This window comes from Agromyces sp. Root1464, assembly GCF_001427265.1.
GTDB classification, from domain to species: domain Bacteria; phylum Actinomycetota; class Actinomycetes; order Actinomycetales; family Microbacteriaceae; genus Agromyces; species Agromyces fucosus.
The window spans coordinates 901536-925122 of sequence record NZ_LMFU01000001.1; the positions used below are offsets into that span (position 1 = coordinate 901536).

Genomic DNA, 23587 nt, shown 5'->3' on the forward strand with positions numbered 1-23587 from the left:
GGGTGCAGCTCGCCGAGCTCCGCCGCATCCGCCTGCACGTGCAGGGGTTGCGAGCCGAGCGCGCGACCTCGGCCCCGGCCGTCGTGCGCGACTTCGTCGCCGTGCAGTCGCAGGAGTTCGTGCCCGCGCAGTGGGGACTCGCGATGCGGGTTCCGGCCGAGCGCCGTCCCGACCTCGCGGCGGTGACGGCGGCACTCGACCGCGGCGAGATCCTGCGTACCCACGTGCTGCGGCCGACCTGGCACTTCGTCGACCCGGCGGATGCCCGGTGGCTCATGGAGCTCTCGGCCGAGCGGGTGCACCGTGCGAACGCGACCTACTACCGGCGCACGGGCGTCGACGGGGAGGCCGGCACGAGCGCGCTCGACACCGTCGCCGCCTCGCTCGCGGGCGGTCACCGCACGCGAGCCGAGCTCGCCGCCGCGCTCGACGCCGCCGGGCAGCCGTCGACCGGGCTCGGCTTCACCTACGTGCTCATGCTCGCCGAACTCGAGCGGGTCGCGATCAGCGGCGCGAACGCCGGCCGGCAGCGCACCTATGCGGCCTTCGACGAGCGGGTGCCGGCGTCGGCCCCGAAGTCGCGTGACGAGGTGCTCGTCGAGCTCGCGGCACGATTCATCCGCTCGCGGGGGCCGGTGACCGATCGCGACTTCGCGGCGTGGTCGGGCTTCACGCTCGGCGACACGCGCCGGGCGTTCGCGGCGGTCGTCGACGGGGGCGGCGGAGACAGCAGTGGCGGCGCCCACGTCGGCGCCGTCGAGACGATCGAGGTCGACGGGGCGACGCACTGGCACGACGTCGAGCAGACGGCGGCGGCGATGGATGCCCTGCCTCCACCAGCAGGCGCGGTCGACCTGCTCCAGGCCTACGACGAGTACATCATGGGCTACGCCGCACCCAGGGCCTTCCTGCAGCCGCCCGGCCGCACCACTCCCGTGCACCCCGAGTTCCCGATGCACGCGCTCATGATCGACGGCGTGATGGCCGGCCGCTGGGCGCCCGTGACCTCCGGGAGGAACGCGGTCGTCAGGCTCGTGCCGTGGCGCACGTTCTCGGCACGCGAGGAGCGCGGGCTCGCGGCATCCGTCGCCGAGGTCGAGCGGTTCCTCGGCGCGCCGGTCACGATCGAGCGCGAACGCCCGGCCGACTGACGCCGCAGCGCCGGCTCACGACTCGGCGGCCCGCCGGTGCCACTCGACCTCCGCCATGTTCGCGTCGGCCCAGACCTTCATGTGATGCACGATCGGCATCAGGCTCTCGCCGAGGGCGGTGAGCGAGTACTCGACGTGCGCCGGGTAGACCTGCTTCACCTCCCGGGCGACGAGGCCGTCGCGTTCGAGCAGGCGCAACGTCTCGGTGAGCATCTTCTGGCTGGCGCCCGCGACCCGGGCGCGCAACTGCGAGTGCCGCTGGGGTCCCTCCTCGAGCGGCAGGAGCACGAGCGTCGCCCATTTCGCGCCGAGGATGTCGAGCACCTGGCGTGACGGGCATTCGGCGAGGTACGACGCATAGGCGTCCTTCGCGGCGGCGCGCTGCTGGTCGGCGGTCAGGGTCACTGGGTCTCCAAGCTCTCGGTCGACGAAGGTCGGTCGACACGGACGGATGGGCACCTCCGGCATCCCACGGCACTCTGAAGTGCCTGCTGGTGCCGGTTTCACGGCGATGTGACGATCGAAACCGCCACAGGGGCCCATCCATTCCCGGATCCCCCGTCGATCACCGAAGGACACCAGATGACCCACCTGCTGCACGTCAACGCCTCCGCGAGGGGCGACGCCAGCCGCTCGCTCGAGCTCGCGACCCGCTTCATCGACGAACTCCACACCGTCGACGAGGCACTGACCGTCGACCGCCTCGACGTCTTCGACGGCTCGCTGCCCGAGTTCGGCACCGACGCCGCCGGCGCCAAGATGGCCACGTTCGCCGGGCAGGGCCACTCCGTCGCCGAGGAGCGAGCCTGGTCGCAGGCGCGCACCGTGTTCGACCGGTTCGACGCCGCCGACGCCTATGTCTTCAACGTGCCCTTCTGGAACGCGGGCGTGCCGTACCCCCTGAAGCAGCTCATCGACGTGATCACCCAGCCCGGCTGGGCCTTCGCCTTCTCGCCGGACTCGGGGTACCGGGGCCTGCTGCAGGGCAAGCGCGCCTTCGTCGTGTACACGAGCGGGGTCTACGCCGAGGGGCTGCCGCCGTCGTTCGGGGCCGACTTCACCACGAACTTCTTCCGCGACTGGCTCGGCTTCATCGGCATCGCCGACGTCGAGGAGGTGCACTTCGCACCGACCGTCGTGAACCCCGATGTCGAGGCGTCGCGCCGCGTGGCGCTCGCTGCCACGATCGAGGCGGCGCAGCGGTTCGCGGATTCGGAGCGGTTCGCCGCGTGAGCTGAGGGCCGGCGAGGGCGCCGCCCGCTACGATCACGACATGGCCGTCATCGGAACCGTGTTCGTCGCCCTCGCCGCGCTGCTGCACGGCTACATCTTCCTGATGGAGAGCGTGTGGTGGACCCGGCCCTCCACGTGGAAGCGCTTCGGCGTCGCCGACCAGGCGGCCGCCGATGTCACGAAGCCCATGGCCTACAACCAGGGCTTCTACAACCTCTTCCTCGGAATCGGCGCGGCCCTCGGCCTCGTGCTGTACTGGGCCGACGCGATGGCCGTCGGCAAGACGCTCGTGCTCTTCGCGACGGCGTGCATGTTCCTCGCGGCCGCGGTGCTCACGACGACCGGGCGCGGCTACCTGAAGCCCGCGCTCGTGCAGGGCACGCTGCCGCTCATCGGCTTCGTGCTGTTCGCCTTCGCCTGAGCAGAACGGATGCCGCGCCCCGTCCCGTACGGCTTCGTGCTGTTCGCCTTCGCCTGAGCAGAACGGATGCCGCGCCCCGTCCCGTACGGCTTCGTGCTGTTCGCCTTCGCCTGAGCCGAACGGATGCCGCGCCCCGTCCCGTACGGCTTCGTGCTGTTCGCCTTCGCCTGAGCCGACGAGGAGCCGAGCGAGCGGATGCCGCGGCACTCGTCGCCCGTACCGGTCAGTCGCCCTCGACGATGTCGGGCGTCGCCGTGAGCTTCAACCGGTCGATGAGCTCTGCGGCGTGATTCGTGCTCAGGATGATGCGCGTGAACTCCCCCGCGGCGAGCTCGAGCACGACCGCCTGGCGCTTGCCCTTGACGATCACGAAATCGCTGCCGCCGTGGTACTTCCAGACGCCGACGGCGACGACGAGCGGCACCTCGGTGCCGCGACGACGGATGCCGCGGATCCAGATCCAGGGGTCGTCGGTGATCGTCGCCGAGCGGATGTCATCGCGTTGCACGACGAGATCGGCGCTGCGGAGCGCGAGCGACTTCTCGGCCGGGGTGAGGTGTACCTCGATCCGGTCGGTGTGCACGCGCAGCTTCGCCATGCTTCCATCCTGCCCGAGTCGCGCACCCGGTGTCGTGTCGACGCCCCACAAAGCGATAACGGTTTCCTCTGCGGGTCGAGCCTGTCGAGACCATCGGGGAGGTCTCGACAGGCTCAACCTGCACAGGCGGTTACACCGGTCGAGCGGATGCCGCAGCGCGCGCCGCAGCCGGAAGCGCCTCGAACACCCGGGCGATGGCCGTGTCGTCGTGCGCCGCCGTGACGAACCACGCCTCGAACACGCTCGGCGGCAGCGAGACCCCTGCGTCGAGCATCGCATGGAAGAACGGGGCGTAGCGCCACGACTCCTGTCGCTGCACGGTCGCGTAGTCGCGCACGGGCGCGGAGGCGGCCTCCTCGCCGAACACGAAGCTGAAGAGGTTGCCGGCGTGCTGCACGCGGTGCGCGACCCCCTCGGCGTCGAGCGCGGCCGAGACGGCGTCGCTGATCGCCTCGGCGGTGGCGTCGAGCTTGCGGTAGACCGAGGCATCCGCTGCCCTGAGGGTGGCGACGCCGGCGGCGACCGCGACGGGGTTCCCCGAGAGCGTGCCCGCCTGGTAGACGGGGCCGAGGGGCGCGAGCTGGTCCATGATCTCGGCGCGGCCGCCGAGGGCGGCGACCGGCATGCCGCCGCCGATGACCTTGCCGAAGGTCAGGAGGTCGGGCGGGTACGAGGTGTCGGTGCCGTCTTCGATCCCCCACCATCCGGCCGCCGAGACGCGGAAGCCGGTGAGCACCTCGTCGGAGATGACGAGCGAGCCGTGCGCGTGCGCGAGCTCGACGACGGCGCGGTTGAACCCGGCGACCGGGGGCACGACGCCCATGTTCGCCGCCGCTGCCTCGGTGATGACGGCGGCGATGCGGTCGCCGTGCTCGGCGAACACCGCCGCGAGCGCGTCGAGGTCGTTGTAGGGCACCACGAGCGTGAGCGCGGCGATGTCGGCCGGCACGCCCGCCGACCCCGGCAGCGCGAAGGTCGCGAGACCCGAACCGGCCTCGGCGAGGAGTCCGTCGGAGTGGCCGTGGTAGTGCCCGGCGAACTTCACGAGGAGGTCGCGGCCCGTGAAGCCGCGCGCGAGGCGGATGGCGCTCATCGTCGCCTCGGTGCCCGTCGAGACGAGCCGCAGCTTCCCGACCGGGCCGACACGCTGTTCGACGAGCTCGGCGAGCTCGGTCTCCGCGGGAGTCGACGCGCCGAACGAGAGGCCGCGAGCCGCGGCATCCGTCACCGCCTCGATGACCCGGGCGTCGGCGTGACCCAGGATCGCGGGTCCCCAGCCGGCGACGAGGTCGACGTACTCGCGACCCTCGACGTCGGTGACGTACGGGCCGCGGGCCGACACGAGGAATCGCGGCGTACCGCCGACCGAGCGGAAGGCGCGCACGGGCGAGTTCACCCCGCCCGGGATCGCAGCCTGCGCGCGGGCGAACAGCTGGTCATTGGTGGGGGCGCTCATGCCGCGTCTCCTTCGCGGATCCACTCGGCCAGTTCGACGGCCCAGTAGGTGAGCACGGCGTCGGCGCCCGCGCGGCGGATGCCGCGCACCGACTCGATGACGGCGCGCTTGCGATCGATCCAGCCATGGGCGGCGGCGGCCTCGATCATCGAGTACTCCCCCGACACCTGGTAGGCCCAGACCGGCACCTCGGATGCCGCGGCGACATCGGCGAGCACGTCGAGGTAGCTGCCGGCGGGCTTGACCATGACCACGTCGGCGCCCTCGTCGATGTCGATCATCGCCTCGCGGAGCCCCTCGCGGCGGTTGCCGGGGTCGAGCTGGTACGTGCGGCGGTCGCCGTCGAGCGTCGACTCGACCGCGTCGCGGAACGGGCCGTAGTACGCGCTCGCGTACTTGGCCGAGTAGGCGAGGATCGCCGCGTCGTGGTGCCCGGCGTCGTCGAGGGCGTCGCGCACCGCGGCGACCTGGCCGTCCATCATTCCCGAGAGGCCGAGGAGCTCGGAACCGGCGCGGACCTGCGCGAGGGCCATCGAGGTGTAGCGCTCGAGGGTGGCGTCGTTGTCGACGCGGCCCCGCTCGTCGAGCACGCCGCAGTGCCCGTGGTCGGTGAACTCGTCGAGGCACAGGTCGGTCTGCACGACGAGCCGGCCGGCGGATGCCTCGGCGGCGACCCTCGTCGCGAGGTTGAGGATGCCGTCGGGGTCGGTGGCACCCGTGCCGCGCGCGTCGCGCACCTCGGGGACGCCGAAGAGCATGACGCCGCCGACGCCTGCTGCTGCCGCCTGCTCGACGGCGTCGGGCAGGCTCGAGAGCGAGTGCTGCACGACGCCCGGCATCGAGCCGATCGGCACGGGGGCGGAGACGCCCTCGCGGACGAAGATCGGGAGCACGAGCTCGGCGGGGTGCAACCGGGTCTCGGAGACCAGACGGCGCAGGGCCGGGGTCTCACGCAGGCGGCGCGGGCGGACACGGGGAACGGGCGTGGGGCTCACCCGTCAAGCCTACGTCGGCCGCGCTGGACGGTCGCTGACGTGATAGATTCCCGGATCGAACCGGCGCCGAGGTGGTCGCCACGAAGGAACCCGACCATGCCACGCATCAACCCCGCCTACCGTTCCCGCCGCGCGCGCCTCGAGCTTCGCGACGCCGTCTGCGTCGTCACCGGCGCGGCGAGCGGAATGGGCCTCGAGTCCGCCCGCCTCCTCGCCCAGCGCGGCGCCGAACTCGTGATCGTCGACCGCGATGGCGCGGCGCTGCACGACCTCGCCGTGGAACTGCGTGCGGGCGGCACCACGGTCAGCATGCACGTCATCGACCTGCGCGAAACCGACGCGATCGAGGCGCTGCCGGCCGCGGTGCTCGCCACCCACGGTCGCGTCGATGTCCTCCTGAACTGCGCCGGAGTCTCGATGCTCGGGCGCTTCGAGCAGTTGAGCCTCGACGAGTTCCGCTGGGTCGTCGACATCAACCTCTGGGGCACCGTCGCGATGAACAAGGCGTTCCTGCCGGCGCTCGCTCGGCGGCCCGCGGCGCACATCGCCAATGTCGCGAGCCTCTACGCGCTCGGCGCTCCGGCCGGTCGGGTGCCGTACGTCACCTCGAAGTTCGCCGTGCGCGGCTTCACGGACGCGCTGCGCCACGAGCTCGAGCGCACCGGCATCACGATGTCCGCCGTCTACCCGGGAGGAGTGCGGACGGCCATCATCCACAACGCACGGGTCGCGGAGGGAGTGCCCGCCGACATCGCGGCGCGAGCCGCCGACGCACAGGCATCGCTGTATCGCACCACGGCACAGGAGGCCGCCGCGCGCATCGTCGACGGCATCGAACGACGCCGGCCGCGGGTGTTCATCGGGCGCGACGCACGACTCGCCGACATCGCGACGCGGCTCGCCCCCGTCTGGTACTGGTCGGTGATGCGTGGCGTCGTCGCGAAGGCGGGCGACACGGAAACGGCATCGGGGGCCTCCGCGGCACATGCGCGGTGACACGGCTGACGCCGTGACCCGGCTGCCGGCCGGGCGCAAGGAAGCGCGCCGATGACCCGGCTGCGGGTCAGGCCTTGGCGGTGGCGGCGTCGACGACGGCGTCGATGAGCGACTCCGCGGTGCGTTCGCGCGCGACCACGTCGACCCGGAGGCCGACCTGGGCGGCGTCCTTCTTCGTCTGCGGGCCGATCGCGGCCACGAGGATCGACTCGGGGATCGGACCGAGCTGCTCCTGCACCTGCTCGGCGACGCTGCCCGACGTCACGAGCACGGCGTTGACACGGCCCGAGCGCACGTCTTCGGCGACCTTCGCGGAGACCGGCACGCCGATCGTGCGGTAGGCGACGACCGCCTCGACATGGTGGCCCATGCGCTCGAGGCCGATGGAGAGCACCTGCTTCGCGATCGCCGAACGCAGTGCGAGCACCTTCAGCCCCGACGCGCCGTCGGTCGCGGCCTCCCACTCCTCGAGCATGCCGCGCGCGGAGTTGTCTTCGGAGGGCACGATGTCGGCCTGGTACCCCGCCGCGATGAGCGCGGCTGCGGTGGTCTCCCCGACCGCAGCGACCTTCGTCGTCTCGGGGATGACCGCGTTGTAGGTCGAGAGCACGTCGACCGTCGTCGCGCTCGTGACCGTGAGCCAGTCGAAGCCGCCGGCGGCGAGCTTCGCGAGCGCAGCCTCGAGGGCCGGCTGGTCGTCGCTCGGCGCGAAGTTGATCAGCGGGGCGACCACGGGCGAGGCGCCACGGGCGCGCAGGGCGGCGGCGACGCCATCACCCCAGGGCCCGCCGCGCGGCACGAGCACCCGCCATCCGGCGAGCGGCTTGCCGGCGGAGGCAGGCAGGTTGATGGCACCCGTCATCGATTCGAATTCGCTCACAGCGACTCCTCTGGTGGTGCAAGATCAGCGGCGCCGTTGCCGAGGAGTTCCGCGACGACGCGTTGGGCGAGGTCGCGCGCCGCATCCGCCAGGTCGGCGGCCGAGCGGCTTTCGGGGGTGGCCGCGTGCGAACTCACGAGTCGCCGGGCCCCGTCGGCACTGTACACGCTCGCCGACAGGAACAGAAGTTCGTCCTCCATGAACGCGGTGGCGCCGATGGGGGCCGAGCAACCGGCCTCGAGACCGGCGAGCACGAGGCGCTCGGCGAGCACCGTGGCACGCGTCATCGTGTGGTCGACGGCGTCGAGTGCGCGTTCGAGCGCATGGTCGCCCTGCTCGCGGCGCACCTCGATCGCGAGGGCGCCTTGGCCCGGCGCCGTCGGCCAGTCGCCGAGCGACAGCAGGTCGGTCACGGCATCGGAACGGCCGAGCCGGCCGAGGCCCGCTGCGGCGAGCAGCACGGCGTCGAGCTCCCCCGCCTCGACCTTGCCGAGGCGCGTGTCGATGTTGCCGCGCAGGTCGACGGCGATCACGTCGGGGCGCGCGGCACCCAGCTGGGCGATGCGACGCGGCGAGCCCGTGCCGACGCGCGCACCCTCGGGCAGCGTCGCGATCGTGAACCCGTCGCGCGCGCAGAGCGCGTCGCGGGCGTCGGCCCGCTTCGGCACGGCCCCGAGGCGGAGCCCCTCGTGCTCGGCGGTCGGCAGGTCTTTCAGGGAGTGCACGACGACGTCGCACTCGCCGGCGAGGAGCGCTTCGCGGAGCGCGGCGGCGAAGACGCCCGTGCCGCCGATCGACGCGAGCGAGGCGCGAGAGGTGTCGCCCTGCGTGGTGATCGGCACGAGTTCGATCTCGGCCTTCGCGGCCTTCGCGAGCCGCTCGGAGATCTGGCGGGTCTGCGCCATCGCGAGCGCGCTGCCCCGCGTGCCGACGCGGATGACCGGGCTCACGGCGCGATCCCGGCGAGCGCGGGCCGGAACCCGAGGCGGACGTTCTCGCAACACCCTGGGCGACACACGTCGTACCAGGGACCGAGCTCGGTCTCGGCGGGTCGCTCCGCGACCGGCGTGCCGTTGACACGCTCGAGCACGAGGTCGACGAGGCCGGCGACGTAGGCCGGGTGCGTGCCGGGCGTCGGCACGCGCACGGCAGCGAGGCCGTGCTGCTCCGCGGTCTCGAGCGCCTCGTTGTCGAGGTCCCAGAGCACCTCCATGTGGTCGCTCACGAAGCCGAGCGGCACGATCACGACGGCCTTGCGGCCTGCGGCGGGCAGCTCTTCGATGGCGTCGTTGATGTCGGGCTCGAGCCACGGCATCGACGGCGGGCCGCTGCGCGACTGGTAGACGAGCTGCCACGGGACATCCGCCGCCCCCGCCTTGGCCATGACGACCTCGGCGACCGCGCGGTGCTGCGCAGCGTACGCGCCGCCCTCGCCGAAGCCGCGCTCGGCGGGGCCGGACTTCGCGGCATCGGTCGACGGGATCGAGTGCGTCGCGAAGAGCACCTCGATCTCGGTGGTGCGGTTCAGGTCTCCGGATGCCTCGAGGCCCGCGAGGCCGTCTCGCACGCCCTCGACGAACGGGGCGACGAAACCGGGGTGATCGAAGAACTGCCGCACCTTGTCGATCTGCACCTCGTCGCCGAGGCCCGTGTCGGCGAGCGCGTCGGCGAAGTCCTCGCGGTACTGCCGGCAGCTCGAGTACGAGCTGTAGGCGCTCGTGGCGATGGCGATGAGCCTCGTGTGCCCTGCGGCCTTCGCCTCGGCGAGCGCGTCGTTGAGGTACGGGTCCCAGTTGCGGTTGCCCCAGTAGACGGGCAGGTCGATGCCGCGGCTGGCGAGCTCGGACTCGAGCGCCGCCTTCAGCTCGCGGTTCTGCTGGTTGATGGGGCTCGTGCCGCCGAAGTGGCGGTAGTGGTGGGCGACCTCTTCGAGCCGCTCGTCGGGGATGCCGCGGCCGCTCGTGACGTTCCGCAGGAACGGGATGACGTCATCCTGCCCCTCGGGTCCGCCGAAGCCCGCGAGCAGGATCGCGTCGTAGGCGACGGGCTCGGTGACGTGCTCGGGGCCGTCCTGCGCGGCCGGGGTCGCGCCCGGCACGATCGCCCCGAGGGCGCACGGTGCGGAGGCGGCGGGAGCCGGCTTGCGGCCGTGGGACGGTGCCGTCGCGGCATCCGAGCCGAGGTTGACCGCGGCCATTACTGCAGCACCTCCACGAGCTCGGCGGTCGTGATGCGGCGGCCCGTGTAGAAGGGCACCTCTTCGCGCACGTGTCGGCGGGCGTCGGTGTCGCGGAGCTCGCGCATGAGGTCGACGAGCTCGGTGAGCTCGTCGGACTCGATGGGCAGCAGCCACTCGTAGTCGCCGAGCGCGAAGGCGCTGACGGTGTTGGCGATGGCCCCGCGGAACGCGGCACCCTTGCGGCCGTGGTCGGCGAGCATGCGACTGCGCTCCTCGGAGGGCAGGAGGTACCACTCGTAGCTGCGCACGAAGGGGTAGACGGTGAGCCACGACTTGGGCTCGATGCCGCGGAGGAAGCCCGGCACGTGCGACTTGTTGAACTCGGCGTCGCGGTGCACGCCCATCGCGTTCCAGGTCGGCAGGAGGTGCTTCAGGATACGGGCGCGGCGGAGCTCGCGGAGGGCCCACTGCAGGCCCTCGGCGGTGGGGCCGTGCAGCCACAGCATCACGTCGGCGTCGGCGCGGAGCCCCGAGACGTCGTAGATGCCGCGAAGGGTGACCCCTTCGTTCTCGACGAGCGCGATGACGCCGTCGAGTTCTTCGACGACCCGGCGCACGTCGTGGCCGTCGTAGTCATCGGGCCTCGCCGGATCCCGCCGGAGCACGGCGAACACCGTGAAGCCCTCGGGAGAATCGGTTTCGGATTCGGGACGGAGCGCGTCGGCTGCCGCTTCGGCAGCGGGGGAAGACATGTCTCCAGTCTCCCCCTTTCCGCGTGATCGGCCAAAAGAGCGTGCGGATGACCCGGCGACGTACGCTCGTCGGATGAGGATCTGGTCGCTGCACCCGCGCTACCTCGATCGCCAGGGGCTCACGGCCTGCTGGCGCGAGACCCTGCTCGCGCAGGCGGTGCTCGAGGGTGCGACCCGGGGCTACACCCGGCACCCGCAGCTCGAACGGTTCCGCGCCGCGTCCGACCCCCTCGGCGCGATCGGCGACCACCTCGCCGGCATCGCCGAGGAGGCGACCGCCCGCGGCTACCGCTTCGACGGCAGCAAGGTGCACCGGCGGAGTGCGCCCGCGGTGCGGCTCGAGGTGACGGACGGCCAGCTCGCGCTCGAGTGGGAGCACCTGCTCAGGAAGCTGTCGGTCAGGAGCCCCGAGCTGGCTGCCCGGTGGTCGGGCATCGAGCTGCCCGACCCGCATCCGCTCTTCACGGTCGTCGACGGTCCGGTCGCGACCTGGGAGCGCGCGGCCGCGCCGTGATCGCGGCTACTCGTGATCCTGCTCGGTCGCCTGATCCTGCTCGGTCGCGCTGAGCGCGTCGAGGAACCGGATCACGACCTCGCGCTCGTCTGGGGTGAGCGCGGCCGCGGCGTCGAATCGGCGGGCGTGCAAGCGGCCCACCGACTCGCGCGCGACGATGCGGGTGTCGTCGGTCACCGAGATGGCGAGCGCGCGCCGATCGCTCGGGTGCGGCGCCCGCACGATGTGGCCGCCGCGCTCGAGCCGGTCGAGCAGCTTGGTCGTCGACGCGCTCGAGATGCCGAGGTACTCGCTGATCGCGCCGGGCGTCGCGATCTCGCCCTGGTTGCGGGCGGCGATGAGGAAGCGCAGGGCGCGCATGTCGGTGGGGTTGAGCTTCATGTAGCGGCTCGACGCCTCGCTCATGCGGCGCTCCGCCTCGTGCCATCCGCGCAGGCTCTGCATGACGCGCACGATCTGGTCGACCTGCTCGTCGTCGAGTCCGGACCGGTTCACGAGTTCTTCGTCGTGGTCGGAGATGCGGGGGTCGTGCATCGCGGCCGCGATGTCGTGCCGCCCCTCCCGCTCAGTTGCCATGGCTTGATTCTAGCCAGTTTGTGTATTTCTCGCTAAGCTAACTTCTAGCCAATGCAGCAAAGGAGGGAGTCCCCATGACCCTCAGCGACATCGAAGAGGTCGTGCTCCTCGACGCCGACGGCCGTGCCATCGGCCGGGCCCCGAAGTCGAGCGTGCACGGCGCGGACACCGCGCGCCACCTGGCGTTCTCCTGCCACGTCTTCAACGAGCGCGACGAGCTCCTCGTGACACGGCGCGCCCTCTCGAAGCAGACCTGGCCGGGCGTCTGGACCAACTCGTTCTGCGGCCATCCCGCCCCGGCGGAGACCCTGACGCACGCGATCCGCCGACGCGGCGAGTTCGAGCTCGGGCTCTCGCTCGAGGGCATCGAGCCGGTGCTCCCGTTCTTCCACTACCGGGCGACGGATGCCTCGGGGCTCGTCGAGAACGAGCTCTGCCCCGTCTACACGGCGTACGCGACCTCCGAGCTCGAGCCGCACCCGGGCGAGGTCATGGACTTCGCCTGGGTGGCGCCGCATCGTCTCGCCTCGGCGATCGAGCACGCGCCGTGGGCGTTCAGCCCGTGGTTCGTGCTGCAGGCTCAGCTGCTGCCGTTCCTCGGGGGCTCCCTCGACCGGCGCGAGGCCATCGCATCATGATCGGCGCGACCCTCGATCGACGGATCGACGGCGGCGGCATCGCCGTCTCCGAGTTCCTCGACGACTACTTCGCCCGGCAGCTCGAGCGCGCCGCGAGCCATGGCGACGACTACGTCCGGCTCTGGGTCGCCGCCCGCGACGGCGCCGCGGGCGGCAAGCGCATCCGCCCCGAGCTCGTGCTCGCCGCCCATGCCGCATTCGCCGGTGGGAGCACGGCGGAAGCGGTGCGGCTGGCCTCGGCGTTCGAGCTCCTGCACACCGCGTTCCTCATGCACGACGACGTGATCGACCACGACCTCGTGCGACGGGGAGCGCCCAACGTCGCCGGCCGCTTCGCGCTCGACGGGGTGGGCCGCGGGCTGCCGGTCGATCGGGCCAACGACTACGGCGAGGCATCCGCCATTCTCGCCGGCGACCTGCTCATCGCGGGCGCCCTGCGGGTGGTGGCCGAGCTCGAGACGCCGCGCCAGGTACGGGCCTCGTTGCTCGAGATCGTCGACGAGTGCGTCTTCCTCGCGGCGGCGGGCGAGCACGCCGACGTGCGGCACGCCGGTGCCGCCCCCGGCGAGCGCGACATCCTCGCGATGATCGAGAACAAGACCGCCTCGTATTCGTTCAGTGCGCCCCTCCAGGCCGGAGCGGTGCTCGGCGGCGCCTCGGCGGCCTCGGTCGCCCGACTCGGTGAGATCGGCCGCCATCTGGGCGTCGCGTTCCAGTTGCGCGATGACGTGCTCGGCGTCTTCGGCTCGGCGACGGTCACCGGCAAGTCCTCGCTCTCCGACCTGCGCGAGGGCAAGGAGACGCTGCTCGTCGCCTATGCCCGCGTGCATCCCGACTGGGATCGCGCCGCCGCCGGCTTCGGAAGTCCCGAGCTCGACGACGCCGGGGCGACCGGACTCCGACGCGCGATCGAGTCGAGCGGCGCCCGCGACCGCGTCGAGCGGCTCATCGACGCGCGCTGCGCCGCCGCCGTCGATTCGATCGGGGCGGCAGGCCTGCCGCACGACCTGCAGGAGTCGCTGACCATGACGGCCCGCACGTGCACGGAGCGTGCACGATGACCGGGGCGACCGGGCTCGCGCTCTACGATCGCGCGGCCCACCTCGGCTCCGCCCAGGTCATCACGCACTACTCGACGTCGTTCGGGCTCGCGAGCCGCCTGTGCTCGCGCCCGGTGCGCGACCACCTCGCCGACGTCTACGCGCTCGTGCGCATCGCCGACGAGATCGTCGACGGCCCGGCAGAGGAGGCCGGGCTCGGGCCGGACGAACGGCGCGCGATGCTCGACGCCCTCGAGGTCGAGACCGAGCAGGCGATGGCCCGCGGATACAGCTCGAACCTCGTCGTGCACGCCTTCGCCCGCACGGCCCGCACCACGGGGTTCGGGCGCGAGCTGACGCGGCCGTTCTTCGCGTCGATGCGGCGCGACCTCGACCCGGTGGACTTCGACGAGGCCGAGCTCCGCGAGTACATCCACGGCTCGGCGGAGGTCGTCGGGCTGATGTGCCTGCGCGCCTTCAGCGAGGGGCTTCCCGTCGACGACGAGCGCGACGCGCGCTGGCAGCGGGGGGCCCGGCATCTCGGCGCGGCGTTCCAGAAGGTGAACTTCCTGCGCGACCTCGCCGACGACTACGGTTCCCTCGGCCGCCGCTACTTCCCGGGCGTGGACCCCGCGCACCTCGGCGAAGCCGACAAGCTGCGCCTGCTCGACGACCTCGATCGAGATCTCGCGATCGCCGCCGAGGTGATTCCCGAGCTGCCGAGCGGATGCCGCAGGGCCGTCGCCGCCGCGCACGCGCTGTTCTCCGCCCTGTCGGCACGGCTGCGCCGCACGCCGGCGCGCGAGCTGCTCGTCGCGAGGGTGCGCGTGTCGACGCCGCGGAAGCTCCTCCTCCTCGCCGCAGCCGCCGGCACGCGACCGCGGCGGGCACCCGCGGCGTCGGCGTCGCGGCCCGCTCCGCTGCCCGGGGCGCCGGCATGAGCCGGGTCGCGATCGTCGGGGGCGGCATCGCAGGCCTCGCGACGGCGGCGCTGCTCGCCCGCGACGGGCACGACGTGACCGTCTACGAGGCGAACGAGACCGTCGGCGGTCGTGCCGGCCGATGGGACGCCGGCGGCTTCCGCTTCGACACCGGCCCGTCGTGGTACCTCATGCCCGAGGTGTTCGAGCACTTCTACCGGCTGATGGGCACGAGCGCCGCCGCCGAGCTCGACCTCGTGCGACTGGAGCCCGGGTACCGCGTGCTCTTCGAGCACCGGTCCGAGCCGCTCGACCTCGCGTCCGACCGGACACGGGCGGCGGCGGCGTTCGAGGCGATCGAGCCGGGCGCCGGGCGCCGCCTCGAGCAGTACCTCGACTCGGCCGGGGAGACGACGCGTCTCGCGCTCGACCACTTCCTCTACAACGACTTCTCCTCCCCGGGCACCCTGCTCGTCCCGCCGGTGCTGCGGCGCATCGGTCGCCTCGGCCGGCTGCTCCTGCAGCCCCTCGATCGCTTCATCGCCCGACGCTTCCGCGACCCGCGCCTGCGCCAGGTGCTCGGCTATCCCGCCGTGTTCCTCGGCACGTCACCGGCGGCGGCGCCGAGCCTGTACCACCTGATGAGCCATTTCGACCTCGACGACGGCGTGTTCTATCCCCAGGGCGGATTCCGCGAGGTCATCGACAGCGTGGCCCGGCTGGCGCAGGAGGCCGGGGCGCGCATCGTGACGGGCGCGAGGGTCACGGGCATCACCGTCGAGTCGGGCGCGGCGCGCGGCATCCGCTACGTCGATCGTGACGGAATCGCGCATGAGGCCGAGGCCGACGTCGTCGTCTCGGCCGCCGACCTGCATCACACCGAGACGGCGTTGCTGCCTCCCGCGTCGAGGAGCCGGTCGGATGCCTCGTGGCGCCGCGCCGACCCCGGTCCCGGCGCGGTCCTCGTCATGCTCGGCGTGCGCGGCGAACTCCCCCAGCTGCTGCACCACACCCTGCTGTTCACCGAGGACTGGGCGGCGAACTTCGACCGCATCTTCGGCCGCTCGCCCTCGGTGCCCGACCCGGCGTCGCTCTACGTGTGCCGTCCGAGCGCGACGGATCCCTCGGTGGCGCCCGCCGGCCACGAGAACCTCTTCGTGCTCGTGCCGGTGCCGGCCGACCCGTCGATCGGACTCGGCGGCGTCGACGGCGCAGGCGACGACTCGGTCGAGCGCATCGCCGACGCGGTGATCGCCCAGATCGCCTCGTGGGCGGGCGTGCCCGACCTCGCTGATCGCGTCGTCGTGCGCCGCACGGTCGGCCCGGCCGACTTCGAGGCCGACTTCAACTCGTGGCGCGGCTCGGCGCTCGGACCGGCGCACGTGCTGCGCCAGAGCGCCTTCCTGCGGGGGCGCACCGCATCGAGCACGGTCAAGGACCTGTACTTCGCGGGAGCGACCACGGTGCCCGGCATCGGGCTGCCGATGTGCCTGATCAGCGCCGAGCTCGTGGCGAAGGCGCTGCTCGGCGAGCGCGGCGCCGGCCCGCTCGCCGAGCCCACCGTGCGGAGCGTGACGGCATGACGCTCGCCTACCTCGGGGTGCTCCTCGCCGCCATCGCCTGCATGGCGCTGCTCGACGCCCGGTTCCGACTCGTGTTCGGCGTCCCCGGACGGCGACTGCGGGCGATCGTCGTGCTCGGTGCAGGGCTCGTGTTCTTCCTGGCGTGGGACATCGCGGGCATCGCCCTCGGCATCTTCCATCGTGGCGAGAACGCGGTGAGCACCGGCATCCTGCTCGCTCCCGAACTGCCCCTCGAAGAGCTCGTCTTCCTGGGCTTCCTCTGCTACCTGACGCTCGTGCTCTACACCGGCGCGCTCCGCCTGATCGCAGTGAAGGAGGCGGTGCGTCGATGACCTACCTGCTGCTCTCCGCCGCCTTCCTCCTGGTGGCGGGCATCGTCGCCGCGGCCGCCTGGCATCGCGGGCCACGCGGCCATGGGCGGGCGGTGCTGCTCTCCGCGCTCGTGCTCGTCGCGCTCACGATCGCGTTCGACTCGATCATGATCGCGACGGGGCTGTTCGACTACGCCGATGCGCACATCTCGGGAGTCCGCGTGGGCCTCGCCCCGCTCGAAGACCTCGCCTATCCGATCGCCGGCGTGCTCCTCCTCAGCGGACTCTGGAACCTCATGGGAGGACGAACCGATGCCGACTGACACCCGCCGCAGCGTGATCGCCGACCTCTTCACCGCCTCCCGGCCACTGAGCTGGGTGAACACCGCGTTCCCGTTCGTCGCCGCGTACCTGCTGACCGCACGCGAGATCGACGTCGCGTTCGTCGTCGGGACGCTCTTCTTCCTGGTGCCGTACAACCTCGCGATGTACGGCGTGAACGACGTCTTCGACTACGCCTCGGACGCCGCGAACCCGCGCAAGGGCGGCGTCGAGGGGGCGCTCCTCGTGCCGGATCGGCATCGCCTGACGATCATCGCGGCCATCGCGAGCTGCGTGCCGTTCGTCGTCGTGCTGCTCGCGATGGGCGGGCCTGCGTCATGGGCGGTGCTCGCCGTGAGCCTCTTCGCGGTCGCGGCGTACTCGGTGCCCGGGCTGCGCTTCAAGGAGGTGCCGTTCCTCGATTCGCTGACGTCGAGCGTGCACTTCGTGAGCCCGGCGGTGTACGGTCTCGTGCTCGCGGGAGCGGCGTTCACGCCGCCCCTCATCGCACTGCTGCTCGCGTTCCTGGCGTGGGGCATCGCGAGCCACGCCTTCGGTGCCGTGCAGGACGTGGTGCCCGACCGCGCCGCGGGCATCGCCTCGATCGCGACCGCCCTCGGTGCACGACGCACCGTGCGGTTCGCGATCGCCATGTGGGCGACGGCGGGCGTGCTCATGCTCGCCACCTCGTGGCCGGGCCCGCTCGCTGCGGTGCTCGTGGTGCCGTACATCGCGGCGGCCGCACCGTTCAGGAGCGTCACCGACGCGTCGTCGGGTCGCGCGAACGCCGGGTGGCGGCTCTTCCTCGTCATCAACTACGTCGTCGGATTCCTCGTGACGATGCTGCTCATCTGGTACGCCGCCATCACGGCGTGACCGTCAGCTCAACGGAGCAGCCGCAACTCAGGAGAGCAGCTTCAGCTCAGTGGAGCAGCCGCGTGAAGCGGAAGAACGCGAACCCCTCGATCGGCAGCAGCTCGATGCCCGAGAACCCCGCCTCTCGGGCGTACCGCTCGAGCCTCGATTGGCGCATCACGGTACCGGTGCCGACCGAACCGGGCGTGGACAGCCCGTCGGGCAGGCACATGAAGATGCTGTACCCGTACATGACGCGCTCGACGTCGTCGCCGTCGGGCGCGAACGCCTCGGCCACCGCCTCGTCCATGATCACGACCTCGCCGTCGCGCTTCACGGCCCGCCTGATCGAGGTCAGCACCTCGACCGGGAACGGCATGTCGTGCAGCGCCTCGAACACGAAAGCCGCGTCGAAGACGGCCTCCTGCGGCATTCCCTCGCCGGCCACATGGTGGAAGCGCACCCGGTCGGCGAGATGCGCCTCGGCGGCGTGCCCGCGTGCCGCGACGACCGACTCGGCGTCGACGTCGAAGCCCTCGACCCGCGCAGACGGGTACGCCTGTGCGAGGGCGATCGACGACCAGCCGTGCCCCATGCCGATGTCCGCGATGCGCGCCCCCGGCCGCGAGAGCACGTCATGCAGCGACGGGACGCTCGCCAGCGCGTCGCCGAGCCGGTGCAGGAACCACGGCCGGTTGACATCGCCCTGTGCCGATCGGGCGTCGTCGCCGAGCTGCGCCCATGAGACGCCTCCACCCGATCGATATGCCTCGAGCAGGGGCCCGAGTTGCGCGCCGACCGCGGCGATGAAGCGTCCGAGGGGAGCGACGTAGTCGAGCGAGTCGGGATTCACGAGGGCATCGGCGTGCGCCGGCGGCAGGACGAATCGGCGAGCGGATGCCTCGGGCTCGGCGTCCTCGACGGTGAGGATGCCGGAGACCGCCTGCTGCTCGAGCCACTCGCGGGCGTAGCGCTCATCCGTTCCCGTTCGCTCGGCGAGCGCACGCGGGTCGAGCGGCCCCCCGTCGGCGAGCGCACGATACCAACCGAGCCGATCGCCGAGGTGGATGCTGAGCAGTTCGAACGCGCCGAGCATGTCGCCGAAGACCCGTTCCGCGAAGGCCGTCGTCCCGTCGCCGCTCGGGGGCGTGGGCGTCTCGTCGGGCTGTTCCGTCACGTCGACGTCCCCTTCCTTCCGGCCCGGTGCGGTCGCGTCAGGCGCCGGTGAGGAGTCTCGTGGAGTGCTCGAGGTGCTCCCGCACGGCGTCGCCGCCGCGGGTCGGGAGCTCGTCGAGCAGGGCACGGTGCTCCTCGATGAGCGTGTCGAGCGTGTAGTGCGGGCGCACGTGCAGCAGGAAGAGCAGCAGTTCGCTGCCGAGTGCCGCGTGGGCCTCGATGATGCGCGGGCTCATCGACGCGGCGACGACCGCGTGATGGAACTCGGCGTGCAGGCGCTCGACCTCGAGCCAGTCGATGCCCCCACCTGCGTCGGCGACGGCGAGCCGATCGAGCGCGTCGAGCGTCGCTCGCGCCGGCGCGAGCACCCCGTCGGGCCAGGCATCGCCGTGGCGCTCACCGGTGATGCGCACGGCCTCGACCTCGAGCGCCGCGCGGTACTGCTGCAGAGCGATCACGTGAGCACGGTCGAAGCTCGCCACCCGCACTCCGCGGTATGCCTCGGCGACGGCGAGCCGTTCGGAGACGAGCCGCTGGAACGCGGCGCGCACGGTGTGGCGCGAGACCCCGAACTGCTCGGCGGCCGCCTCCTCGCGAAGCGGCGTGTCGGGGGCGAGCACCCCGCTCAGGATCTCGGCCCGCACGAGGCCGGCGACCCGGTCGACGGTGGTGCCAGCGGTGCCGCTGCTATCGGTGGCTGAGGCCACGGCGCGATCAGTCGAACTTCGAGCGCACGATGAGCCACACGCCGATGCCGACGACGGCCACGACGCCGACGGCGGCGACGACCGCCGCCACGGGCTGCTCATCGGCGAATCGGCGCAGCTTGCGCTTGGCGCGCTCGGTGCGGATGCCCACCTGCTTCGGCACGTTGAGCTTGTCTTCGAGGGCGTTGAGCGTCTCGGCGAACTCGGCCCTGGCCTGCTGCGAGGCGACCTTCGCCTGCACGCGCGTCAGGTTGCGCTCGCGCGCCGCGGCGTCGCGCTTCGAGGATCGGGGGCCGGGGGCGTCAGTAGCGGCGGTCATAGTCACCCGTTCCCTTCAGGGCGTCGAGGTCGGCCTTCAGGCTCTCGACGGACTCGAGGGGCTCCGAGCCCCGCTTGAAGTTGACGTAGGCGATCCACAGCAGGACCGCGATGATGAGCAGCAGCACGCCCGACACCGTGAGCGCGGCCGCCCACGCGGGCATCACGAGCGCGAGCGCGAAGATCGCGGTGGTGATGAGCGTGAAGAGCAGGAAGACGCCGACCACGGCGGCGCCCGCGACGAGCCCCGACCCGATGCCGAAGTGCTTGACCTTGTAGGAGATCTCGGCCTTGATCTGGTCGATCTCGGCGCGCACGAGCGACGAGATCGTGTCGGGCAGGTCGCCGATCAGCGTGAACAGTGAGCGGTCGTCGTTCGAGGGCGCGGTCATCGCGTCAACACCTCCGTGTTCAGGAGTCGGATGCGGCGGGCTCGGCCTTGCCCGTGGTGCCGCGCTTCGCCGGCGGGCGCTTCGCGGTGCTCTTCGCCCCGCCCTTCGCCCCGGATGCCGCGGATGAAGCGACCTCTGCGGCATCGTCGATCGCGTCTCCGAGCGCGGAGGCCGCACTGTCGACGGCCGACTTCGCCGCGGCGGCGGTCTTCGACACGTTCTGCTTCGCGGACTTCGCCGCCCCGCTGACGTCGCCCTTCGTGGCGCCGGCGCCGCGGGTCGCGTTGCCGATGAACGACTTCACGCCGTCGAGCACGGTGTCGGAGAGGTCGCCGACCTTGTCGGCCGCGAACCCCTTGACGGAGTCGACTCCCTGCTGCACGGCCGGCGTGTTCCACACGCCCTCGGCCGCCTTGCGGATCTGCTCGTAGCGCTCTCGACCGGCCCGCGTACCGAGCACGTAGCCGACTCCGAGCCCCACGACGAAGAGGATCTTGCCTTTCATGTGCACCCCATCTCCCCCTGTGGTTCACCACAGCTCGTTTCAAGCGTAGACCCCGCACGAGGCCGCGCAAGGGGGTTGCGTCGAAATATTCCGTTCCGGCTATGCGTTGCCGTCGGGCTGCACCCGGCGGTGACGCACGCGGCGTGCAGCCTCGAGCGCATGGGGCACCACCGAGGCGAGACCGGTGCCGGCGACCCACGAGCCGGTCGCCTCGATGCCGGGCTCCGCGGCGAGCGCGTCCTCGAGCGCGTGCACCCGCTCGTGCTGGCCGATGGTCGCCTGCGAGATGGCGTCGCGCCACACGGTGCGGCCCGAGGCGCGGAGCATCCGCTCGTCGAGCTGCACGCCGAGCAGCTGCGAGGCATCGGCGAGCGCGAGTTCCGCGACCTCGGCGTCGGAACGCCCGTCGAGGGGGTTCGCCGCGCCGGCGCGCCCGTAGGAGAGGCGCACGACGTGGCGGCCGCCCGCCTGCTCGGCGAGCCACGACCACTTCGCGGTCGAGTGGGTGAGGGCCTTCGCCGTCACCCCGGGCGCGTCGGCCGCGACGAGCACGCCGGTGCCGCGCGGGGCGGCATCGAGGGCGGGCGCGTCGAGCACGAGGGTGACGAGTTCGACGGATGCGGCGGCGGGCCAGGCCGCGCCGTCGGCGTCGCTCGTGTGCGTCCAGCCGTCGAGCGCGTCGTCGACGAGCGAGAGTGCGGCATGGCCCGAGGCGGCGAGCACGACGTCGGGGGCGGTCACCAGCAGCCGGCCGGTCGAGGTCGTCGCGGTGACGAGCCATCCGGATGCCTCGGCCGACGACGCGGCGTCGCGCTCGCGGGTCGCTGCGTCGCGCTCGAGGCCCGTGACCTCGGCGCCGCGCACGACCGTGACGCCGAAGCGGTCGAGCTCGCGTTCGAGGGCGTCGACGAGCCGGTGCATGCCGCCTCGGATGCCGCGCACGGCACTGCCGGCCTTCCGCTCCTCGAGGAGCTGCCCGACACCTCCCGACAGCGAACCGGTACGCGTCATCGCCTCGTTGAGCCCGGGGGCGACGACATCGAGGTCGAGGGCGACGGGATCGGTCGAGTAGACGCCCGCCGAGATGGGCGTGACGAGCCGGTCGAGCACGGCCTGGCCCATGCGCTCGCGCACCAGTTCGCCGAGGCTGCGGGCGCGGCCGATGCGGAGGATCGGCTTCACGCGGTCGAGGTAGGCGCGGATCGCGCCGTTCCAGCCGATGATGCGCCGCACGTCGTCGCCGAGCGGGTTGGCCGGGATGCCGAGCATGCCCGTCTTCGGCAGCGGCGCCGCGTCGAGGCCCTGCTTGCCGGGCATCACGAGCCAGGCGCCGGCGGGGTTCGGGTTCTCGACGTCGGCGTCGAGGCCGAGGGAGGTCAGCAGTTCGGCGACCGTGCCGCCGCGGGTCGCGAACGACTCGGCTCCGCTGTCGAGCGTGAGCCCGTCGAGCTCGATGCGCCCGACGCATCCGCCGAGTTCCTCGCGGCGCTCGAGCAGGGTGACCTGCAGACCGACCTTCGCGCACTCGAGTGCCGCGACGAGGCCGGCGACACCGCCGCCGATCACGACGACGTCGGCGGCGACATGCTCGACGACGGGCTCTGCGGCCGGGTCGCCCGCCGGCGTCGGGCGATCGCTCATGCCGAGGCCTCGTGCACGAGTTCGACGACGCGCGTCAGCACGGTCGGGTCGGTCTCGGGCGGCACGCCGTGGCCGAGGTTGAAGACGTGCGCGGGAGCGGCCTGCCCACGGCGGAGCACGTCGCGCACGGCGGCCTCGAGCACGGGCCACGGGGCGGCGAGCAGGGCGGGGTCGAGGTTGCCCTGCAGCGGCACGCCCTCCCCGACGCGCGCCGCGGCGACGTCGAGCGGGATGCGGTAGTCGACGCCCACCGTGTCGACGCCGATGCCGTGCATCGCGCCGAGCAGCTCGCCGGTGCCGACGCCGAAGTGCACGACGGGCACGCTGCGGGTGGTCGGTGCGGCATCGGCGCCGCGCGAGGCATCCGCGGTCTCGTAGGCGAGGTCGTGCACGTGGGCGAGGGCCGCCGCCGAGGCCGGGGCGACGTGCGTCTCGTAGTCGGCGAGCGAGATGGCGCCGGCCCACGAGTCGAAGAGCTGGGCGGCGGATGCCCCGGCGAGCACCTGCGTGCGGAGGAAGCGGCCGGTGAGCTCGGCGGTCCAGTCCATGAGCGCGCGCCATGCGCCGGGATCGGCGTGCATAAGGGTGCGGGCGGCGAGGTGGTCCTTCGAGGGGCCGCCCTCGGTGAGGTACGCCGCGAGCGTGAACGGGGCGCCGGCGAAGCCGATGAGCGGGGTCGGGGTGCCCGAGCCGTTGTCGGTCGCGTTCAGCTCGGCGACCGTGCGGGCGACGGCCTCGGTGATGGGGGCGGATGCCTCGTCGAGCCGTGCAGGGTCGATCGCCGTGAGCTCGGCGACGCCCGCGGCATCCGCGTAGGCCCGCCCGAAGACCGGACCGCGACCCGGCTGGATCTCGACGTCGACGCCCACGAGCTTCAGCGGCACGACGATGTCGCTGAAGAAGATGCCGGCGTCGACCTTGTGGCGGCGCACGGGCTGCAGCGTGATCTCGCTCGCCATCGCCGGGTCGAGGCAGGCGTCGAGCATGCGGGTGCCGACCCGGAGGTCGCGGTACTCGGGCAGCGAGCGCCCCGCCTGCCGCATGAACCAGACGGGCGTCGCGTCGGCGCGCTCTCCCCGGTATGCGCGCACGAGTCGCGAGTCGGAGGTCAGGCCGGCGGAGAGCGGATGCTGCGGGGAGAGGATCACGCCTGACATTGTCTCGTATCGGCCTGAGTGAAGATCCGCGATCGGATGCAGCACCCACGACCACCGACATCGTCTCGTATCGGCCTGAGTGAAGATCCCCGACCGGATGCAGCACCCACGACCACCGACATCGTCTCGTATCGGCCTGAGTGAAGATCCGCGATCGGATGCAGCACCCACGACCACTGACATTGTCTCGTATCGGCCTGAGTGAAGATCCGCGATCGGATGCAGCACCCACGACCACTGACATTGTCTCGTATCGGCCTGAGTGAAGATCC

General features: G+C 72.1%; 28 protein-coding genes. 12 read left to right on the forward strand and 16 right to left on the reverse strand.

The window, feature by feature from the left end; genetic code table 11:
* Positions 1-2: 2 nt before the first annotated feature.
* Complete coding sequence (locus tag ASD23_RS04120; RefSeq protein ID WP_056006582.1) at positions 3-1151, forward strand: winged helix DNA-binding domain-containing protein; 1149 nt, start codon at positions 3-5, stop codon at positions 1149-1151.
* Positions 1152-1166: 15 nt separating this feature from the next.
* Here the strand turns inward: ASD23_RS04120 and ASD23_RS04125 are convergent, their stop codons facing one another.
* A complete protein-coding gene (locus tag ASD23_RS04125) occupies positions 1167-1556 on the reverse strand; it encodes a winged helix-turn-helix transcriptional regulator (protein ID WP_056006584.1) in 390 nt (129 codons plus the stop codon).
* 177 nt (positions 1557-1733) lie between these two features.
* Between ASD23_RS04125 and ASD23_RS04130 the strand changes: the two genes are divergently transcribed.
* Together ASD23_RS04130 and ASD23_RS04135 are read left to right on the forward strand one after the other, a co-directional pair.
* Positions 1734-2384: an FMN-dependent NADH-azoreductase gene (locus tag ASD23_RS04130; RefSeq protein WP_056006587.1), complete on the forward strand. Its 651-nt coding sequence runs from the start codon at positions 1734-1736 to the stop codon at positions 2382-2384.
* Positions 2385-2424: 40 nt separating this feature from the next.
* Positions 2425-2805: a DUF1304 domain-containing protein gene (locus ASD23_RS04135; RefSeq protein WP_056006594.1), complete on the forward strand. Its 381-nt coding sequence runs from the start codon at positions 2425-2427 to the stop codon at positions 2803-2805.
* Between the two features lie 223 nt (positions 2806-3028).
* Here the strand turns inward: ASD23_RS04135 and ASD23_RS04140 are convergent, their stop codons facing one another.
* The 3 genes from ASD23_RS04140 to hemB all read right to left on the reverse strand — a co-directional run bounded on the left by ASD23_RS04140 (position 3029) and on the right by hemB (position 5854).
* Positions 3029-3403: a hypothetical protein gene (locus ASD23_RS04140; protein WP_056006597.1), complete on the reverse strand. Its 375-nt coding sequence runs from the start codon at positions 3401-3403 to the stop codon at positions 3029-3031.
* Positions 3404-3533: 130 nt separating this feature from the next.
* Positions 3534-4859 (reverse strand): glutamate-1-semialdehyde 2,1-aminomutase, encoded by a 1326-nt coding sequence (gene hemL / locus ASD23_RS04145; RefSeq protein WP_056006599.1) that lies wholly within the window; start codon positions 4857-4859, stop codon positions 3534-3536.
* Positions 4856-5854 carry a porphobilinogen synthase gene (hemB, locus tag ASD23_RS04150; protein WP_082571168.1) on the reverse strand — a complete coding sequence of 333 codons (999 nt, stop codon included), beginning with the start codon at positions 5852-5854 and terminating at the stop codon, positions 4856-4858. The genes hemL and hemB overlap by 4 nt, the downstream gene beginning before the upstream one ends.
* Positions 5855-5950: 96 nt before the next feature.
* On the opposite strand from hemB, the gene ASD23_RS04155 reads away from it, so the two are divergent.
* The gene (locus ASD23_RS04155; RefSeq protein ID WP_082571169.1) at positions 5951-6850 is read left to right on the forward strand and encodes an SDR family NAD(P)-dependent oxidoreductase; all 900 of its coding nucleotides are present in this window, start codon (positions 5951-5953) and stop codon (positions 6848-6850) included.
* 67 nt (positions 6851-6917) lie between these two features.
* On the opposite strand, the gene ASD23_RS04160 is transcribed toward ASD23_RS04155, so the two are convergent.
* From ASD23_RS04160 to hemQ, 4 genes are read right to left on the reverse strand one after another with little or no spacing between them, the layout of a single operon-like run.
* On the reverse strand, positions 6918-7712 hold the full coding sequence (locus ASD23_RS04160) for a uroporphyrinogen-III synthase (RefSeq protein ID WP_056007832.1): 795 nt from the start codon (positions 7710-7712) through the stop codon (positions 6918-6920).
* A 14-nt stretch (positions 7713-7726) separates the two neighbouring features.
* A complete protein-coding gene (gene hemC / locus ASD23_RS04165) occupies positions 7727-8680 on the reverse strand; it encodes a hydroxymethylbilane synthase (RefSeq protein ID WP_268753184.1) in 954 nt (317 codons plus the stop codon).
* Positions 8677-9927, reverse strand: a complete 1251-nt coding sequence (locus tag ASD23_RS04170; protein WP_056006601.1) for a ferrochelatase — start codon at positions 9925-9927, stop codon at positions 8677-8679. Before ASD23_RS04170 ends, hemC begins: the two co-directional genes overlap by 4 nt.
* Positions 9927-10661: a hydrogen peroxide-dependent heme synthase gene (gene hemQ, locus ASD23_RS04175; RefSeq protein ID WP_056006604.1), complete on the reverse strand. Its 735-nt coding sequence runs from the start codon at positions 10659-10661 to the stop codon at positions 9927-9929. Before hemQ ends, ASD23_RS04170 begins: the two co-directional genes overlap by 1 nt.
* Positions 10662-10734: 73 nt before the next feature.
* Here hemQ and ASD23_RS04180 point away from each other — a divergent pair, with 73 nt between their 5' ends.
* Positions 10735-11175 carry a pyrimidine dimer DNA glycosylase/endonuclease V gene (locus tag ASD23_RS04180; protein WP_056006607.1) on the forward strand — a complete coding sequence of 147 codons (441 nt, stop codon included), beginning with the start codon at positions 10735-10737 and terminating at the stop codon, positions 11173-11175.
* 6 nt (positions 11176-11181) lie between these two features.
* Here ASD23_RS04180 and ASD23_RS04185 read toward each other — a convergent pair whose 3' ends face one another.
* The gene (locus ASD23_RS04185) at positions 11182-11751 is read right to left on the reverse strand and encodes a MarR family winged helix-turn-helix transcriptional regulator (protein ID WP_056006610.1); all 570 of its coding nucleotides are present in this window, start codon (positions 11749-11751) and stop codon (positions 11182-11184) included.
* Positions 11752-11825: 74 nt separating this feature from the next.
* On the opposite strand from ASD23_RS04185, the gene idi reads away from it, so the two are divergent.
* From idi to ASD23_RS04220, 7 genes are read left to right on the forward strand one after another with little or no spacing between them, the layout of a single operon-like run.
* Positions 11826-12389: an isopentenyl-diphosphate Delta-isomerase gene (idi, locus tag ASD23_RS04190; RefSeq protein ID WP_056006614.1), complete on the forward strand. Its 564-nt coding sequence runs from the start codon at positions 11826-11828 to the stop codon at positions 12387-12389.
* Positions 12386-13450: a polyprenyl synthetase family protein gene (locus tag ASD23_RS04195; RefSeq protein ID WP_056006616.1), complete on the forward strand. Its 1065-nt coding sequence runs from the start codon at positions 12386-12388 to the stop codon at positions 13448-13450. Before idi ends, ASD23_RS04195 begins: the two co-directional genes overlap by 4 nt.
* Complete coding sequence (locus tag ASD23_RS04200; protein ID WP_056006619.1) at positions 13447-14370, forward strand: phytoene/squalene synthase family protein; 924 nt, start codon at positions 13447-13449, stop codon at positions 14368-14370. The genes ASD23_RS04195 and ASD23_RS04200 overlap by 4 nt, the downstream gene beginning before the upstream one ends.
* Complete coding sequence (gene crtI / locus ASD23_RS04205) at positions 14367-15932, forward strand: phytoene desaturase family protein (RefSeq protein WP_056006622.1); 1566 nt, start codon at positions 14367-14369, stop codon at positions 15930-15932. The genes ASD23_RS04200 and crtI overlap by 4 nt, the downstream gene beginning before the upstream one ends.
* Entirely contained in the window at positions 15929-16264 is a 336-nt protein-coding gene (locus tag ASD23_RS04210; RefSeq protein WP_056006625.1) for a lycopene cyclase domain-containing protein, read from the forward strand. The genes crtI and ASD23_RS04210 overlap by 4 nt, the downstream gene beginning before the upstream one ends.
* Complete coding sequence (locus ASD23_RS04215; RefSeq protein ID WP_056006628.1) at positions 16261-16566, forward strand: lycopene cyclase domain-containing protein; 306 nt, start codon at positions 16261-16263, stop codon at positions 16564-16566. The genes ASD23_RS04210 and ASD23_RS04215 overlap by 4 nt, the downstream gene beginning before the upstream one ends.
* Positions 16556-17440 (forward strand): prenyltransferase, encoded by an 885-nt coding sequence (locus ASD23_RS04220; RefSeq protein WP_056006631.1) that lies wholly within the window; start codon positions 16556-16558, stop codon positions 17438-17440. Before ASD23_RS04215 ends, ASD23_RS04220 begins: the two co-directional genes overlap by 11 nt.
* Positions 17441-17486: 46 nt before the next feature.
* Here the strand turns inward: ASD23_RS04220 and ASD23_RS04225 are convergent, their stop codons facing one another.
* The 7 genes from ASD23_RS04225 to hemE form a co-directional block, all read right to left on the reverse strand.
* Entirely contained in the window at positions 17487-18596 is a 1110-nt protein-coding gene (locus ASD23_RS04225; protein ID WP_235507622.1) for a class I SAM-dependent methyltransferase, read from the reverse strand.
* 37 nt (positions 18597-18633) lie between these two features.
* Entirely contained in the window at positions 18634-19302 is a 669-nt protein-coding gene (locus ASD23_RS04230; protein ID WP_056006634.1) for a GntR family transcriptional regulator, read from the reverse strand.
* Positions 19303-19309: 7 nt separating this feature from the next.
* Positions 19310-19621 (reverse strand): DUF3618 domain-containing protein, encoded by a 312-nt coding sequence (locus ASD23_RS04235; RefSeq protein WP_157377000.1) that lies wholly within the window; start codon positions 19619-19621, stop codon positions 19310-19312.
* Positions 19605-20012 (reverse strand): phage holin family protein, encoded by a 408-nt coding sequence (locus tag ASD23_RS04240; protein ID WP_056006637.1) that lies wholly within the window; start codon positions 20010-20012, stop codon positions 19605-19607. The genes ASD23_RS04235 and ASD23_RS04240 overlap by 17 nt, the downstream gene beginning before the upstream one ends.
* Before the next feature lie 19 nt (positions 20013-20031).
* Positions 20032-20517: a hypothetical protein gene (locus ASD23_RS19050; protein WP_056006640.1), complete on the reverse strand. Its 486-nt coding sequence runs from the start codon at positions 20515-20517 to the stop codon at positions 20032-20034.
* A 99-nt stretch (positions 20518-20616) separates the two neighbouring features.
* Complete coding sequence (gene hemG / locus ASD23_RS04250) at positions 20617-22158, reverse strand: protoporphyrinogen oxidase (RefSeq protein ID WP_082571172.1); 1542 nt, start codon at positions 22156-22158, stop codon at positions 20617-20619.
* Positions 22155-23315 (reverse strand): uroporphyrinogen decarboxylase, encoded by a 1161-nt coding sequence (hemE, locus tag ASD23_RS04255; protein WP_056006644.1) that lies wholly within the window; start codon positions 23313-23315, stop codon positions 22155-22157. The genes hemG and hemE overlap by 4 nt, the downstream gene beginning before the upstream one ends.
* Positions 23316-23587 lie beyond the last annotated feature (272 nt).